At 71.9% G+C, this 14,015-nt stretch carries 12 protein-coding genes; 1 reads left to right on the top strand and 11 read right to left on the bottom strand.

Features of this window, described 5'->3' with window-relative positions; genetic code table 11:
- The 5 genes from IE326_RS16125 to IE326_RS16105 form a co-directional block, all read right to left on the bottom strand.
- On the bottom strand, positions 1-849 hold the full coding sequence (locus IE326_RS16125; RefSeq protein WP_150228418.1) for a carbohydrate ABC transporter permease: 849 nt from the start codon (positions 847-849) through the stop codon (positions 1-3).
- Positions 846-1,814 (bottom strand): carbohydrate ABC transporter permease, encoded by a 969-nt coding sequence (locus tag IE326_RS16120; RefSeq protein ID WP_150228419.1) that lies wholly within the window; start codon positions 1,812-1,814, stop codon positions 846-848. Before IE326_RS16120 ends, IE326_RS16125 begins: the two co-directional genes overlap by 4 nt.
- Before the next feature lie 5 nt (positions 1,815-1,819).
- On the bottom strand, positions 1,820-3,124 hold the full coding sequence (locus tag IE326_RS16115; protein ID WP_190041850.1) for an extracellular solute-binding protein: 1,305 nt from the start codon (positions 3,122-3,124) through the stop codon (positions 1,820-1,822).
- A 213-nt stretch (positions 3,125-3,337) separates the two neighbouring features.
- Complete coding sequence (locus IE326_RS16110) at positions 3,338-3,631, bottom strand: DUF3039 domain-containing protein (RefSeq protein WP_150228421.1); 294 nt, start codon at positions 3,629-3,631, stop codon at positions 3,338-3,340.
- Positions 3,632-3,660: 29 nt separating this feature from the next.
- Positions 3,661-4,221, bottom strand: a complete 561-nt coding sequence (locus IE326_RS16105; protein WP_150228422.1) for a YqgE/AlgH family protein — start codon at positions 4,219-4,221, stop codon at positions 3,661-3,663.
- Between the two features lie 288 nt (positions 4,222-4,509).
- Between IE326_RS16105 and murA the strand changes: the two genes are divergently transcribed.
- The gene (gene murA / locus IE326_RS16100) at positions 4,510-5,856 is read left to right on the top strand and encodes a UDP-N-acetylglucosamine 1-carboxyvinyltransferase (protein WP_150228423.1); all 1,347 of its coding nucleotides are present in this window, start codon (positions 4,510-4,512) and stop codon (positions 5,854-5,856) included.
- Positions 5,857-5,955: 99 nt separating this feature from the next.
- Here the strand turns inward: murA and IE326_RS16095 are convergent, their stop codons facing one another.
- The 6 genes from IE326_RS16095 to IE326_RS16070 all read right to left on the bottom strand — a co-directional run bounded on the left by IE326_RS16095 (position 5,956) and on the right by IE326_RS16070 (position 13,942).
- On the bottom strand, positions 5,956-6,237 hold the full coding sequence (locus IE326_RS16095) for an HU family DNA-binding protein (RefSeq protein WP_017237029.1): 282 nt from the start codon (positions 6,235-6,237) through the stop codon (positions 5,956-5,958).
- Between the two features lie 313 nt (positions 6,238-6,550).
- A complete protein-coding gene (locus IE326_RS16090; protein WP_150228424.1) occupies positions 6,551-7,966 on the bottom strand; it encodes an NAD-dependent malic enzyme in 1,416 nt (471 codons plus the stop codon).
- 454 nt (positions 7,967-8,420) lie between these two features.
- Positions 8,421-10,700, bottom strand: a complete 2,280-nt coding sequence (locus IE326_RS16085) for a HelD family protein (protein ID WP_150228425.1) — start codon at positions 10,698-10,700, stop codon at positions 8,421-8,423.
- Between the two features lie 62 nt (positions 10,701-10,762).
- A complete protein-coding gene (locus IE326_RS16080; RefSeq protein WP_190041849.1) occupies positions 10,763-11,281 on the bottom strand; it encodes a GNAT family N-acetyltransferase in 519 nt (172 codons plus the stop codon).
- A gap of 102 nt (positions 11,282-11,383) precedes the next feature.
- Positions 11,384-12,502: a uroporphyrinogen-III synthase gene (locus IE326_RS16075; RefSeq protein ID WP_229915359.1), complete on the bottom strand. Its 1,119-nt coding sequence runs from the start codon at positions 12,500-12,502 to the stop codon at positions 11,384-11,386.
- A gap of 84 nt (positions 12,503-12,586) precedes the next feature.
- Positions 12,587-13,942: a nitrate/nitrite transporter gene (locus tag IE326_RS16070; protein WP_190041847.1), complete on the bottom strand. Its 1,356-nt coding sequence runs from the start codon at positions 13,940-13,942 to the stop codon at positions 12,587-12,589.
- Positions 13,943-14,015 lie beyond the last annotated feature (73 nt).

The following is a 14,015-nucleotide window of genomic DNA, read 5'->3' as shown; positions in this document are numbered from 1 at the left end:
TCAGTCCTTCACCGCTCCGCCGAGTCCGGAGACCAGGCGGCGCTGTACGAGTACGAAGAAGACGAGCACCGGGATCGTCATCACGGTCGATCCGGCCATGATTCCCCCCCAGTCGTTCTCGTCGGGCTTGAAGAAGACGAGCAGTGCCATCGGGAGGGTGGACTGCGAGGTGTCGCTGATGAGGAACGACTTGGCGAAGAGGAAGTCGTTCCAGGTGGAGATGAACGAGAAGACGCTGGTGGCGACGAGGCCGGGGAGGACCAGCGGGAAGAGGATCGTCCACAGGAAGCGGGCGTGGCTCGCGCCGTCGATGCGGGCCTGTTCCTCCAGGGCCTCGGGCACGGCCCGGACGAAGCCGCGCAGCATCCAGATCGCGAAGGGCAGCGAGAAGGCGAGGTGGGGCAGGACGAGCGAGCCGAGGGTGTTGAGGAGTCCGGCGTCCCGCATGAGGAAGAACAGCGGGATGGTCAGCGCCTCCACCGGGACCATCTGTGCCACCAGGAACATGACGAGGATCGTGGTGCGGAAGCGGAAGCGGAAGCGGGTGACGGCGGTCGCCGCGAGGAAGGCGACGACGGCGGAGGCGAGCACCACCGTGGTCGCCACCAGCAGGCTGTTGAGGAAGTAGCGGCCGAAGTCCTGCTGCTCGAAGACCCGCCGGAAGGAGTCGAGGGACGGGGAGAGGGTCCAGGGCCGGGGTTCGGTCGACTGGACCTCGCCGGCCGGTTTGAACGCCGAGAGCACCATCCAGTAGAGCGGGAAGGCGACGACGGCGGCGGTGAGCAGGGCGGCGGCCTCGGCGAGCAGCCGCCCGGGGCGGCGGACGCCGGGGATGCGGAGGGCGGTCACAGTTCCTCCCCCTGTCGGCGCAGGATCCGCAGGTACACCAGGGTCACGGCGAGCAGGATCAGCAGCATGACGACGCCGATCGCCGCGCCCAGGCTGTACTGGGAGGAGGCGAATGCCTGCTGGTAGGCGTAGACGTTGAGGACGAGGTTCTGGCCGGCGATGCCGCCTCCGCCCGTCATGACGTAGATCTGGGTGAAGACCTTGAAGTCCCAGATGACGGACTGGATGGTGACGACGGCGAGGATCGGGCGGAGCAGTGGCGCGGTCACGGAGCGCCAGATCCGCCACGGGGAGGCGCCGTCGAGGGCGGCGGCCTCCAGGACCTCGGCGGGGACGGCCCGGATCCCGGCGTAGACGGTGACCATCACGAAGGGGAACGAGCACCAGACGACTTCGAGGAGGACGAGCGCGAAGGCGCTGTACCGCCCGTAGGTCCAGGAGAAGTCGCCGAGGCCGAGGAGCTTGTTGACGGGGCCGAAGTCGGCGTCGAAGAGGAAGACCCAGACGGTGGAGCCGGTGACGGCGGGGGTGGCCCAGGCACCGAGCGCGGCGAGCATCAGGGCGAGCCGGGGCAGGGCCCGGACGCGGGTGAGGAGGACGGCGAGGGCGCAGCCGACGGCGAGGGTGCCGGCGACGCAGGCGGCGGCGAAGACGACGGTGGCGAGCAGGACCTGGCGGAACTGCGGGTCGGTGAAGAGGGCCGTGTAGTTGCCGAGGCCCTGGAAGGAGGTGGGTTCGCCGCCGCTGACCTGGGCCTGGGTGTACTCCAGGAAGGAGATCAGGCCCAGTTGGTAGACGGGGTAGACGAGGAGGGCGCCGAGTACGGCGAGGGCGGGCAGGAGGTAGAGCCAGGGGGTCCACGCGGAGGTGCCGGTGCGGTTCTCGCCGGTACGGCTCCGGGGGCGGCGGCCGGGGGTCTTCCCGGCGCTCGCGGACGGGGGCGGGGCGGGGGCGGTGAGGGTCATGCGGGTCAGCCCGCCTCGGCGAAGGCCGCGTCCATCTTCTTCGCCGCGTCGTCGGCGGCGGCCTTCACGCCCTTACGGCCGCTGGCGATCTCCTGGAGCATCGTGGGGACGACGAGCGAGGAGTCGATGCGGCCCCAGGCGGCGGTGGCGGGCACGAACTTGGTGCCGGCGGCGAGGGTGTCGATGAAGGGCTTCACGAAGGGGCGGCGTTCGGCGGCGGTGGCGCGGACGTCGGTGAAGGTGGGGAGGAAGCCCATGGCGTCGAAGAGCCTGCCCTGGGTCTCCTTGCCGGTGAGGTCCTTCATCAGCTCGACGGCGAGGGTGCGGTGCGAGGTGGACCTGAGCACGCCGATGTTGTTGCCGCCTGCGAAGGCGGGGGCGATGGAGCCGGGGGTGGTGCCGGGCAGCGGGACGACGGCGTACTTGCCCTTGACCTGGCCGGCCTCGACGGCGGCGTGGCTGAAGTCGCCGCCGATGGCCATGGCGGCCTTGCCGGCGGCGAAGGCGGTGACGGTGGCGTTGCCGCCCATCTGGGCGCAGGTGGCGGCGGGGCAGTTGTCGTCGCCGAGGAGCGAGGTGTAGGTGGTGAGGCCCCGGACGGCGGCGTCGCCGTTCAGGGCGGCCTTGTAGGCGCCGGAGGCGTCCTTGGTGGCGAGGTCGCCGCCGGCGGCCCAGACGAAGGGCAGGGCGCCGTAGGTGTAGGCGCCGCCGACGGCGATGCCGTACAGCTCGGGCCTGGCCTTGCGTATCTTCTTCGCGGTCGCGACGAGTTCGTCCTGCGTCTTGGGGGCGGTGAGACCGAGGTCGGTGAAGACGTCGGTGCGGTAGTAGAGGGCGCGCAGGCCGACGAAGAGCGGGGCGCCGTAGACCTTGCCTCCGACGGTGACGGACTCGCGGGCGGTGGGGTCGGTGTCCTTCGCCTCGTCCCAGGCGGTGAACTCGGCGGTGACGTCGGCGAGTCCGCCGTCCTTCACGTAGCCGGCGGTGTCGGTGTTGCCGTACTCGATGACGTCGGGTGCGGACTTGGGGTCGTTGAAGGCCGCCTTGACGCGCTGGGCGCGGGTCTCGACGGGGATGTACTCGACCTCGACCTCCGTGCCGGGGTGGTCCTTCTCGAAGGCGGCGACGGCTGCGTCGACGACCTTCTCCTTGGGCTGGTTGGCGACCTCCTGGAAGAGCCAGACGCGCAGGGTGCCGCTCTTCTCGTCGCCGCCGGCGGCGGGGGCGGAGGTCTGTGGGGCGCAGGCGGCCAGGACGGCGGCGGCGAGCGGCAGGGCGACGGGGGCGGTGATCCGGGCAGGAAGCTTCATGGCGGTTCCCCTCCGAGCTGTGCGTTGCAACATGCGCAACGGGCGTTTCGTATTGCACAACAACAGCGGTGAGGTTAGGCGGGCCCGGCGATCACGACAAGAGGTCTCGACCACTTCGCCCCCGGCGCGGGGCCCCGGAAACGCGGAACGGCCCCCGTCGCGCGCACCTGGTGGTGCGCGCGACGGGGGCCGTTCCCGGCGGAGCCGGAGGGGTTACTTCCCCTTGCCGTCCTTGCCGCCCTTGTCCTTGTCCCCGCCCGAGCCCATGGACTCGTAGATCTCCTTGCACATCGGGCAGACCGGGTACTTCTTGGGGTCGCGACCCGGCACCCAGACCTTCCCGCAGAGTGCGACGACGGGAGTGCCGTCGAGGGCACTCGCCATGATCTTGTCCTTCTGGACGTAATGGGCGTAGCGCTCGTGGTCGCCGTCGCCGTGGGACACCTGCGGCGTCGGCTCTACGAGGGTTCCCGTACCTGCCCCGCGATCGGGATCAAGAGTGCTCATGCGCCCAAGGGTACTGAAAGCCGCGGGGCTCAGTTGAGCGAAGGGTCGTCGGGATAGGTGGCGACCATCGCGAGGTCGCCGCGCTGGCGGCGGAGGACCTGCCGCCAGAGGGTCTCGGGGGTGGGCGAGGAGACGTCGCCGGGTTCGGACTCGACGACGTACCAGGCGCCTTCGGTGAGCTCCTCCTCCAGCTGGCCGGGGCCCCAGCCCGCGTACCCGGCGAAGATCCGCAGGGCGCCGAGGGCGGGGCCGAGGAGCTCGGGCGGGGTCTCCAGGTCGACGAGCCCGATCGCGCCGAAGACCCGGCGCCAGCCGAGCGGGCCCTCGTCGCCGGGGATGACGGCGAGGCCGAGGGCCGCGTCGAGGGAGACGGGACCGCCCTGGAAGACGACGCCCGGTTCGCCGGCGAGCTCCGCCCAGGCGGCGAGGACGTCGCCGACGGTGACGGGGGTGGGCCGGTTGAGGACCACGCCGAGCGAGCCCTCGTCGTCGTGGTCGAGCAGCAGCACCACCGCGCGGTCGAAGTTCGGGTCCGCGAGGGCGGGGGTGGCCACGAGCAGCCGTCCTGTGAGCGAGGACACCTCGGTCATGCGACACATGATCCCGCATCTTCGGCGCGTGCGGGGGTTCTCGGGCGGAAACCCGGGAAAGCGGGGAAGGCGGGGACGAGCCCCGCAGGTCGGAAGGGACGGGACGGGACCGCCCGGACCACCCCTCCGGAGCAAGCGGACGGTGACAGTCCGCAAGATCGCGGAGACAGAGGGTGTTGTGCCGAATTCATTACGTCTGCCAGGCACCCCGAGGGGCCCGATCGGGGTCCAATGGCCCCTTACCCTTTTCTCTGGCCACCCGACCGACGACTCCGGAACGCGAGATTCATGACCGGCACAGACAGCCAAGACGTACTGCTTGTCCACGGCGGAACCCCGCTGGAAGGCGAGATCCGCGTCCGCGGCGCGAAGAACCTCGTGCCCAAGGCGATGGTCGCCGCCCTCCTCGGCAGCGGTCCGAGCCGGCTGCGCAACGTGCCGGACATCCGCGACGTCCGCGTCGTCCGCGGGCTGCTCCAGCTGCACGGCGTGACCGTCCGTCCCGGCGAGGAGCCCGGCGAGCTGGTGCTCGACCCGACGCACGTCGAGTCCGCCAACGTCGCCGACATCGACGCCCACGCCGGTTCGTCGCGCATCCCGATCCTCTTCTGCGGCCCGCTGCTGCACCGCCTCGGCCACGCCTTCATCCCGGGCCTCGGCGGCTGCGACATCGGCGGCCGGCCGATCGACTTCCACTTCGACGTGCTCCGCCGGTTCGGCGCGACCATCGAGAAGCGGGACGACGGCCAGTACCTGGAGGCCCCGCAGCGCCTCCGCGGCTGCAAGATCCGCCTCCCGTACCCCTCGGTCGGCTCGACCGAGCAGGTGCTGCTCACCGCCGTCCTCGCCGAGGGCGTCACCGAGCTGTCGAACGCGGCGGTGGAGCCGGAGATCGAGGACCTGATCTGCGTCCTGCAGAAGATGGGCGCCATCATCTCCATGGACACCGACCGGACCATCCGGATCACCGGTGTCGACAAGCTCGACGGCTACACCCACCGGGCGCTCCCGGACCGCCTGGAGGCGGCCTCGTGGGCCTCCGCGGCGCTGGCCACCGGCGGCAACATCTACGTGCGCGGCGCCCAGCAGCGCTCGATGATGACCTTCCTCAACACGTACCGGAAGGTCGGCGGCGCCTTCGAGATCGACGACGAGGGCATCCGCTTCTGGCACCCGGGCGGCTCGCTGAACGCGATCCACCTGGAGACCGACGTCCACCCCGGCTTCCAGACCGACTGGCAGCAGCCGCTGGTCGTCGCCCTGACGCAGGCGTCCGGCCTCTCCATCGTCCACGAGACGGTGTACGAGTCCCGGCTCGGCTTCACCTCGGCGCTGAACCAGATGGGTGCCCACATCCAGCTGTACCGCGAGTGCCTGGGCGGCTCCGACTGCCGCTTCGGCCAGCGGAACTTCCTCCACTCGGCGGTCGTCAGCGGCCCGACGAAGCTCCAGGGCGCCGACCTGGTCATCCCCGACCTGCGCGGCGGCTTCTCGTACCTGATCGCGGCCCTGGCCGCCCAGGGCACGAGCCGGGTCCACGGCATCGACCTGATCAACCGCGGCTACGAGAACTTCATGGAGAAGCTCGTCGAGCTGGGCGCGAAGGTCGAGCTGCCGGGCGGCGCGCTCGTGTAGCGCTTCCGGCGGAAGGCCCTGCGGGGCCTTCTGCCGGGCGAACGGAAGGGCGGCCACCCCCGAGGGGGTGGCCGCCCTTTTCGTGCGCCTACAGGCCGCTTACTTGCCCTTGGCGGCTTCCTTGAGCTTCGAGCCCGCGGAGACCTTCACGCTGTAGCCGGCCGGGATGTTGATCGGGTCGCCGGTCTGCGGGTTACGAGCGGTGCGAGCGGCACGGTGGGTGCGCTCGAAGGTCAGGAAGCCGGGGATGGTGACCTTCTCGTCGCCCTTGGCGACGACCTCGCCGACGGTCTCGGCGAGGGCGGCCAGCACGGCGTCGGCGTCCTTGCGGGTCACCTCGGCGCGGTCGGCCAGCGCGGCCACCAGCTCACTGCGGTTCATGTTGTTACTCCCGTGTTCTTCTTGCCTGTGAGGCGTGAGATCGAAGCCGATGCTGCCAGGGGCCTCGGACAGTCCCCGGACCCGGGTCTGCCTCGCGCGATCCCTCGCGCCCTGGGGGTTCCCCCCTGGACGAAGTCCTCGGGGGAGCATCCTGCCCCCACCAGCGGCGGGAACGCCAATCCGGCACCCTCTGGGGTCACACGAAAAGCGTCGCATCCCCCTGCCGATGACGTAGCGTCGACTCCCCGCAAACGGTGCGGAGCCGAAAAGCCACCCTAAAGGCGGGTTTACGGCTCCGCGAATCGCGACACGCTCAGGCGCCCGCGCCCGCCGCCTTGGCGGCGTTCCTGACCGCCCCGGCCACGGCGCCCGCGACCTTGTCGTTGAAGACCGACGGGATGATGTAGTTCGGGTTCAGCTCGTCCTCGGTGACGACGTCCGCGAGGGCGGTGGCGGCCGCGAGCATCATCTCGGTGTTGACCGTCCGGGACTGGGCGTCCAGCAGGCCGCGGAAGACGCCGGGGAAGACCAGGACGTTGTTGATCTGGTTCGGGAAGTCCGAGCGGCCGGTGGCGACCACCGCGGCGGTCTGCCGGGCGGCGGCCGGGTCGACCTCCGGGTCCGGGTTCGCGAGCGCGAACACGATGGAGCCCTCGGCCATCGCGGCCACGTCCTCGGCGCCCAGCAGGTTCGGGGCCGAGACGCCGATGAAGACGTCCGCGCCGACGACGGCCTGCTTGAGGGTGCCGGTGACGCCCTCCGGGTTGGTGTTGTCGGCGATCCAGCGCAGCGGCGAGTCGGCCGGGGCCTCCACCAGGTCCTCGCGGTCGGCGTGCACGACGCCGTGGATGTCGGCGACGACGGCGTGCTTGACGCCCGCGGCGATCAGCAGCTTGAGGATGGCCGTGCCGGCCGCGCCGGCGCCCGACATGACGACCTTGACGTCCCCGATGCCCTTGCCGACCACGCGGAGCGCGTTGGTGAGGGCGGCGAGCACGACGATGGCGGTGCCGTGCTGGTCGTCGTGGAAGACCGGGATGTCGAGGGCCTCGCGGAGCCGGGCCTCGATCTCGAAGCAGCGGGGCGCGGAGATGTCCTCCAGGTTGATGCCCGCGAAGCCGGGGGCGATCGCCTTCACGATGGAGACGATCTCGTCGGTGTCCTGGGTGTCCAGGCAGATCGGCCAGGCGTCGATGCCGGCGAAGCGCTTGAAGAGGGCGGCCTTGCCCTCCATGACGGGCATGGCGGCCAGCGGGCCGATGTTGCCCAGGCCCAGCACGGCGGAGCCGTCGGTGACGACCGCGACCGTGTTGCGCTTGATGGTGAGGCGGCGGGCGTCCTCGGGGTTCTCGGCGATGGCCATGCACACGCGGGCGACGCCCGGGGTGTAGACCATCGAGAGGTCGTCGCGGTTCCGGATGGGGTGCTTGGACGCCATCTCGATCTTGCCGCCGAGGTGCATCAGGAACGTGCGGTCGGAGACCTTGCCGAGGACGACGCCCTCGATGTCCCGCAGCCGCTCGACGATCTCGTCGGCGTGCGCGGTGGAGGTCGCGGCGACGGTGACGTCGATCCGGAGCTTCTCGTGGCCGGATGCGGTGACGTCGAGACCGGTCACGGATCCGCCGTGGGACTCGACAGCCGCGGTGAGCTGCGAGACGGCGGTGCCGCTCGCGGGCACCTCCAGGCGGACCGTCATCGAGTACGAGACGCTGGGCGCCGTTGCCATGACCGGGTTCCTCTGCTTTCCCTAGCTTCGTTGCTACGCCGCCCCGGCTGGTCGCCCGGCTTGCGCCCTCCGATGGTCGCACCTACCTGCCGGTAGCAGGTAATGCGGTCATTTCGTTTTCGGAAAGTAGTTTCCACCATACGAGAGATGCGGGGGCAACAGAAGGGGCCCCGGTCGTCTTCCCCGACCGGGGCCCCAACTTCGTATGTACGTCTAAGTGACACCGACCCGCCATGCTCGCCTCGCGGCAAGTGGTCCCTCAAAGGGACGAAGGTTGGGCCCGGGGGCTTGGATCGAGCCGGTGTCACGACAAGGCTAACAAAGACTCCCCGAAGGTGATTCCCTCCGCGCGTGTTGACCGGAAAACACACCCGGAGGGCCCCGGTCCCGCCCCGGCCCCGGCCCTGTCCGGTCCCTGGCGGGGCCCTGTCCGGTCCCGGCCCCGCCCCCGGCCTCAGTCCCGCAGCAGGTCCGGCACGCCCGCCTCGTCCGGCAGGTCCCGCTCCCCCGCGAGCACCGTCAGCGCCTGCGTCGACCGGGTGAGGGCCACGTACAGCACCCGCAGCCCCGCTGGGGACTCGTCGGCGATCTCCGCCGGGGAGACCACGAGGGTGGCGTCGTACTCCAGGCCCTTCGCCTCCAGCGAGCCGAGCGCGACCACCCGGTCGCCGAGCCCGTCGAGCCAGCGGGCGGCCTCCGCACGCCGGTCCATGGCGACGACCACGCCGACCGTGCCCTCGACCTCGGAGAGCAGCCGCGCCGCCTCCTCGCGCACGGCCCCGGCCAGGTCCCCGGCCTTCGCCACCGCGAGGAAGCGCGGCCGGACGCCGGTCGAGCGGACCGCGCGCGGCGACTCCTTCCCCGGCATGGCGAGGGCGAGGACCTTCCCGGCCAGCTCGGCGATCTCCGCCGGGTTGCGGTAGTTCACCGTCAGCTCGAAGCGGCGGCGCGGCCGGGAGCCCAGCGCCTCGTCCCGGGCCGCGGCGGCCTCGTCCGGATCGGACCAGGAGGACTGGGCCGGGTCGCCGACGATCGTCCACGTGGCGTGCCGGCCGCGGCGGCCGACCATCCGCCACTGCATGGGCGTCAGGTCCTGCGCCTCGTCGACGATGACGTGGGCGTACTCGGTGCGCTCGGCGGCCAGCCGCTCGGCCCGCTCCCGCTGGGTCTCCTCGCGCACCGGCATCAGCTCCTCCAGGCCGGTGAGCTGGTCCAGCGGGTCGTACTCCCGCTTCCGCTTCGGCCGGGCGGGCGCGCCGAGCAGGGTGTGCAGCTCGTCGAGGAGGGCGACGTCGTGCACGGAGAGGCCCGGGCGGCGCAGCGAGCGGGCGAGCCGGCGGACCTCGCCGGGGTTGAGGATCCGGCGGGCCCAGCGGCCCAGCCGCTTCTCGTCGGCCATCGCGTCCAGGACCCGGCGCGGGGCCAGCTCGGGCCACCAGGCGTCCAGGAAGGAGAGGAACGCGTCCTCGGTGGACACGTCCTCGTCGAAGGAGGAGCGCAGCTCGGCGGCGAGCTCGGGGTCGCTGTGCCGGCCCGCGGCGCCCGAACGGGCGTAGAGCGCGTCCAGGAGGAGGCGGCGGGCGCGGGGCCGCAGCAGGTTGACCGGGGCGGTGCCGGACAGCACGTTCTGCCGGATCCGCTTCAGGTCCTCGGCCGTCAGCTCCAGCCGGCGGCCGAAGGCGACCACGCGGAGCAGCTGCGGCGCGTCCGGGCTCTCCAGGGCGCCCCGGGCGGCCTTGCGGAGCACCGCGAGCATCCGCGACGAGCCCTTGATCCGGGAGACGGCGGGCTCGTCGTACGCGTCGGCCTCCGCGCCGTCGACCAGGCTGCCCAGCGCCCGGATGGCGACCTGCCCCTCCTCGCCCAGCGAGGGCAGCACGCCCTCGGTGTACGAGACGAGCAGCGGGGTCGGCGAGACGATGAGGATGCCGCCCGCGTACCGCCTGCGGTCCTGGTAGAGCAGGTAGGCGGCCCGGTGCAGCGCCACGGCGGTCTTCCCCGTGCCCGGCCCGCCCTCGACGTACGTGACGGAGGCGGCGGGGGCGCGGATGACGAGGTCCTGCTCCGCCTGGATGGACGAGACGATGTCGCGCATCGAGTGCGAGCGGGCCTGCCCGAGGGCGGCCATCAGGGCGCCGTCGCCGATGACCGGCAGCTCGGCGCCGTCGAGGGTGGCCTTCAGCTCGGGGCGCATCAGGTCGTCCTCGACGCCGAGGACGCGCCGCCCCTTCGAGCGGATGACGCGGCGGCGCACGACCCGGCCCGGTTCGACCGGGGTCGACCGGTAGAAGGGCGCGGCGGCCGGGGCCCGCCAGTCGATGACCAGCGGGGAGTAGTCGGCGTCCAGGACGCCGATCCGGCCGATGTGCAGGGTCTCGCCGATCTCGGCGGTGTTGTCGGGCCGGACGGCGTCGTCGGCGGGCTCCACGGAGGTGTGGGCGCCGTCGGGCCCCCTGACCCCGTCCTTGCCCTCCAGGAGGTCGATCCGGCCGAACAGGAAGTCCTCGAACTCGTTGTTGAGCCGGTTGAGGTGGATGCCGGCCCGGAAGACCTGGGCGTCGCGCTCGGCGAGGGCGCCGGGCGTGCCGACGTGTCCCTTCCGGGCGGCGTCGTTCATCAGGAACTCCGCCTCGTGGATCTTCTCCTCCAGGCGGCGGTAGACCTGGTCCAGATGTTCCTGCTCGACGCCGATCTCACGGTCTCTGACCGTGTCGACGGCTTCCTGCGCGGCCACTAAGGCCCCCTTCTGACGTGCACTGGGCAGCCGTCAAAGGTACGCCACCGGGGGCCGCCGTGTCAGGCGAGGGGCGGTGCCTCGTCGTGCAGGATCCGCTGGAAGAGCTGATGGTCCCGCCACTCGCCGTCGATGTGCAGGTAGCGGGGCGCGAAACCGATCCGCTCGAACCCGGCGCGGGCGAGGACGCGCAGGGAGGCGTGGTTGTACGGCAGCACGGACGCCTCGATCCGGTGCAGCCCCAGGGTGTCCCGCGCGGCCCTCAGCACCTCGTCGACGAGCGCGCCCGCGAGGCCCCGGCCGGTGTGCTCCCCGTCCACCCAGTAGCCGAGGGAGGCGCTGCGGAAGGGTCCGAGGACGATCCCCGACAGGATGGCGGCCCCGACGATCCGCTCGCCGTCGACGGCGAGCCACCGCCGCCCTCCGTCGGCCAGCCGCTCGGCCTGCGCCGCGGCCGTGTAGTACCCCTCGGCCCGGTGCGGCTCGTAGGGCCGCATGTGCTCCCGGTTCCGCTCCAGCGCCTCCGCGAGCGCTCCCGCGTCCTCGGCCCGCCCCTCCCGCACCACCACCGAAACGTCCATCCCCGCAACCTACTCCCCTGCGCCGGCCCGCCGTTCCGTCGTGGGCGGTCGTTCGGTCGGGACGCATGCCCACAGGGACGCCGGGGCCACGGGGGCGACGGGTCACGGCGTGGGGTCCAGGGAGAGCCGGTAGCCGCGCTTGACGACGGTCTGGATGAGCTTGGGGGCGCCCAGGGCCGCGCGGAGACGGGCCATCGCCGTCTCGACGGCGTGCTCGTCCCGTCCCGCGCCCGGCAGCGCCCGCAGCAGGTCCGCGCGGGAGACGACCCAGCCGGGCCGCCGGGCGAGGAGGCCGAGGAGGGCCATGCCGGCGGGCGGCACGGGGCGGAGTTCGCCGTCGACGAGCACCGCGTGGCCGCGGATCTCGACGCGGTGGCCGGCGACGGGCAGCGTCCGGGAACGGGCGGGCAGTTCGGTGCACAGGAGCTGGACGAGCGGCCCGAGCCGGAAGCGTTCGGGCTGGTGGGTGGGGACGTTCTCGGCCTGGAGCGGCAGGGCGGTCACGGGCCCGACGCACACCGCGAGCACCTCGTGCCGCAGCGCTTCGACGGCCCGGTCCCGTACGCCCCGTTCCGCCGCCCGCGCGAGGAGCGACGCCGCGGCGGGCGCGCTGGTGAAGGCGACGGCGTCGACGGCGCCGGACAGCACCGCGTCGAGGAGACGGTCGAGCGGTCCGAGGTCCTCCGGCGGCATCCACCGGTAGACGGGGACGGGCACGACGGTCGCCCCGGCGGCGGTGAGCGCCTCGACGAAGCCGGGGAGGGGTTCGCCGTGGAGCTGGAGGGCGACGCGCCTGCCGTCGACTCCCTCGGCGAGGAGCCGGTCGAGGACCTCGGCCATCGACTCGGAGCCGGGCGACCAGGTCTCGGTGAGTCCGGCCGCCCGGACGGCCCCCTTGACCTTGGGCCCGCGGGCGAGGAGTTCGACCTTCCGGAGCGCGTCGAGGAGCCCGGAACCGTACCCCCAGCCCTCGGCGGCCTCGACCCAGCCGCGGAAGCCGATCGCGGTGGTGGCGACGACGACGTCAGGGGTGTCCTCGATGATCTCCTTGGTGGCGGCGAGGAGTTCGGTGTCGTCGGCGAGGGGGACGATCCGCAGGGCGGGGCCGTGCACGACGGCCGCGCCGCGCCGGCGCAGCAGGGCGATGAGTTCGTCCGCGCGCCGGGCGGCGGTCACGCCGACGGTGAAGCCGGCCAGGGGTCCGTGTTCGTGCTGGTCCATGGTCATCGAGGGTGACGCGGACGCGTGACGGTCGGGGTTCACGCGTATTTCCTGCCCGTTACGGTACGCGCCGCGCATCCCGGGTCACACCTTCGCGTATCCGGGCCGGTCCTCGGGCTCCTCGGCGCCCGCGGCGGTGTCGGGGACGGCGGCCGGGCGCCGAAGGTATACCGCCCAGGTGACGGCGATGCAGGCGGCGTAGAAGGCGAGGAAGGCGAGGAATGCGCCGGTGCCGGTGCCGGCGGTCTGGAAGGACTGGCGGAAGGCGAGGTTGATGCCGAGGCCGCCGAGCGCGCCGACGGCTCCGATGAGGCCCATGGAGGCGCCGGAGAGGCGTCGTCCGTAGGCTTCGGCGGCCTCGCCGGACAGGCCCTTGCGGTGGCCCTGGGCGAGGAAGATCGCCGGGATCATCTTGTAGGTGGAGCCGTTGCCGAGGCCGCTGAGGGCGAAGAGGGCGATGAAGCCGACGAGGAAGACGGCGAGGGACGCGGTCACCGAGGCGTGGATGACGACGCAGGTGGCGGCGGACATGGCGGCGAAGGTGGCGAGGGTGATGCGGGCGCCGCCGTGCTTGTCGGCGAGGGCGCCGCCGTAGGGGCGGACGAGGGAGCCGAGCAGCGGGCCGATGAAGGTGAGGGAGGCGGCCTGGAGCGGGGTGCGGCCGAACTGGGTCTGGAGGACCAGGCCGAAGGCGAAGCTGTAGCCGATGAAGGAGCCGAAGGTGCCGACGTACAGGAAGGCCATGATCCAGGTGTGGCGGGCCCGCACGGCTTCGAGGACGGCGCCGGTGTCGTTCTTCACGGGCGTGAGGTTGTCCATGAAGAGCGCGGAGCAGGCCGCGGCGACCACGATGAGCGGCAGGTAGACGCCGAGGACGATCCTCGGGTGCAGGGCGCCGGCGGTGCCGATGACGAGGAGGCCGACCAACTGGACGACGGGGACGCCGATGTTGCCGCCGCCGGCGTTGAGGCCGAGGGCCCAGCCCTTCTTCCGCAGCGGGAAGAAGGCGTTGATGTTGGTCATGGAGGAGGCGAAGTTGCCGCCGCCGACGCCGGTGAGGGCGGCCACCAGGACGAAGGTGGAGTAGGAGGTGCCGGGTTCCATCACCGCGTAGGCGACGCCGGTCGGCAGGAGCAGCAGCAGGGCGCTGAAGACGGTCCAGTTGCGTCCGCCGAAGCGTGCGACGGCGAAGGTGTACGGGATGCGGATCAGCGCGCCGACGAGGGTCGCGGTGGCGATGAGGAAGAACTTCCCTGCGGCGTCGATGCCGTACTGGGGCCCCATGAAGAGGACCATGACGGACCACAGGCTCCAGATGGAGAAGCCGATGTGTTCGGAGAGGACGGAGAAGGCGAGGTTGCGTTTCGCGATCCGTTCGCCCTTCTCCCGCCAGAAGGTCTCGTCCTCCGGCTCCCACACGTCGATCCAGCGCCCGCGCATCTCGCACCTCCACCGGTGTCGGACCCGGTTCCGGATCCCTGTGGCAACGACGCTAGGGAGGGCGCGTTTCGGG

Origin of the sequence: Streptomyces filamentosus (assembly GCF_014654895.1) — a bacterium.
Classification (GTDB): Bacteria; Actinomycetota; Actinomycetes; order Streptomycetales; family Streptomycetaceae; genus Streptomyces; species Streptomyces filamentosus.
The sequence above is the reverse complement of the archived record's forward strand: the minus strand, read 5'-3'. Positions and strand labels throughout refer to the sequence as shown.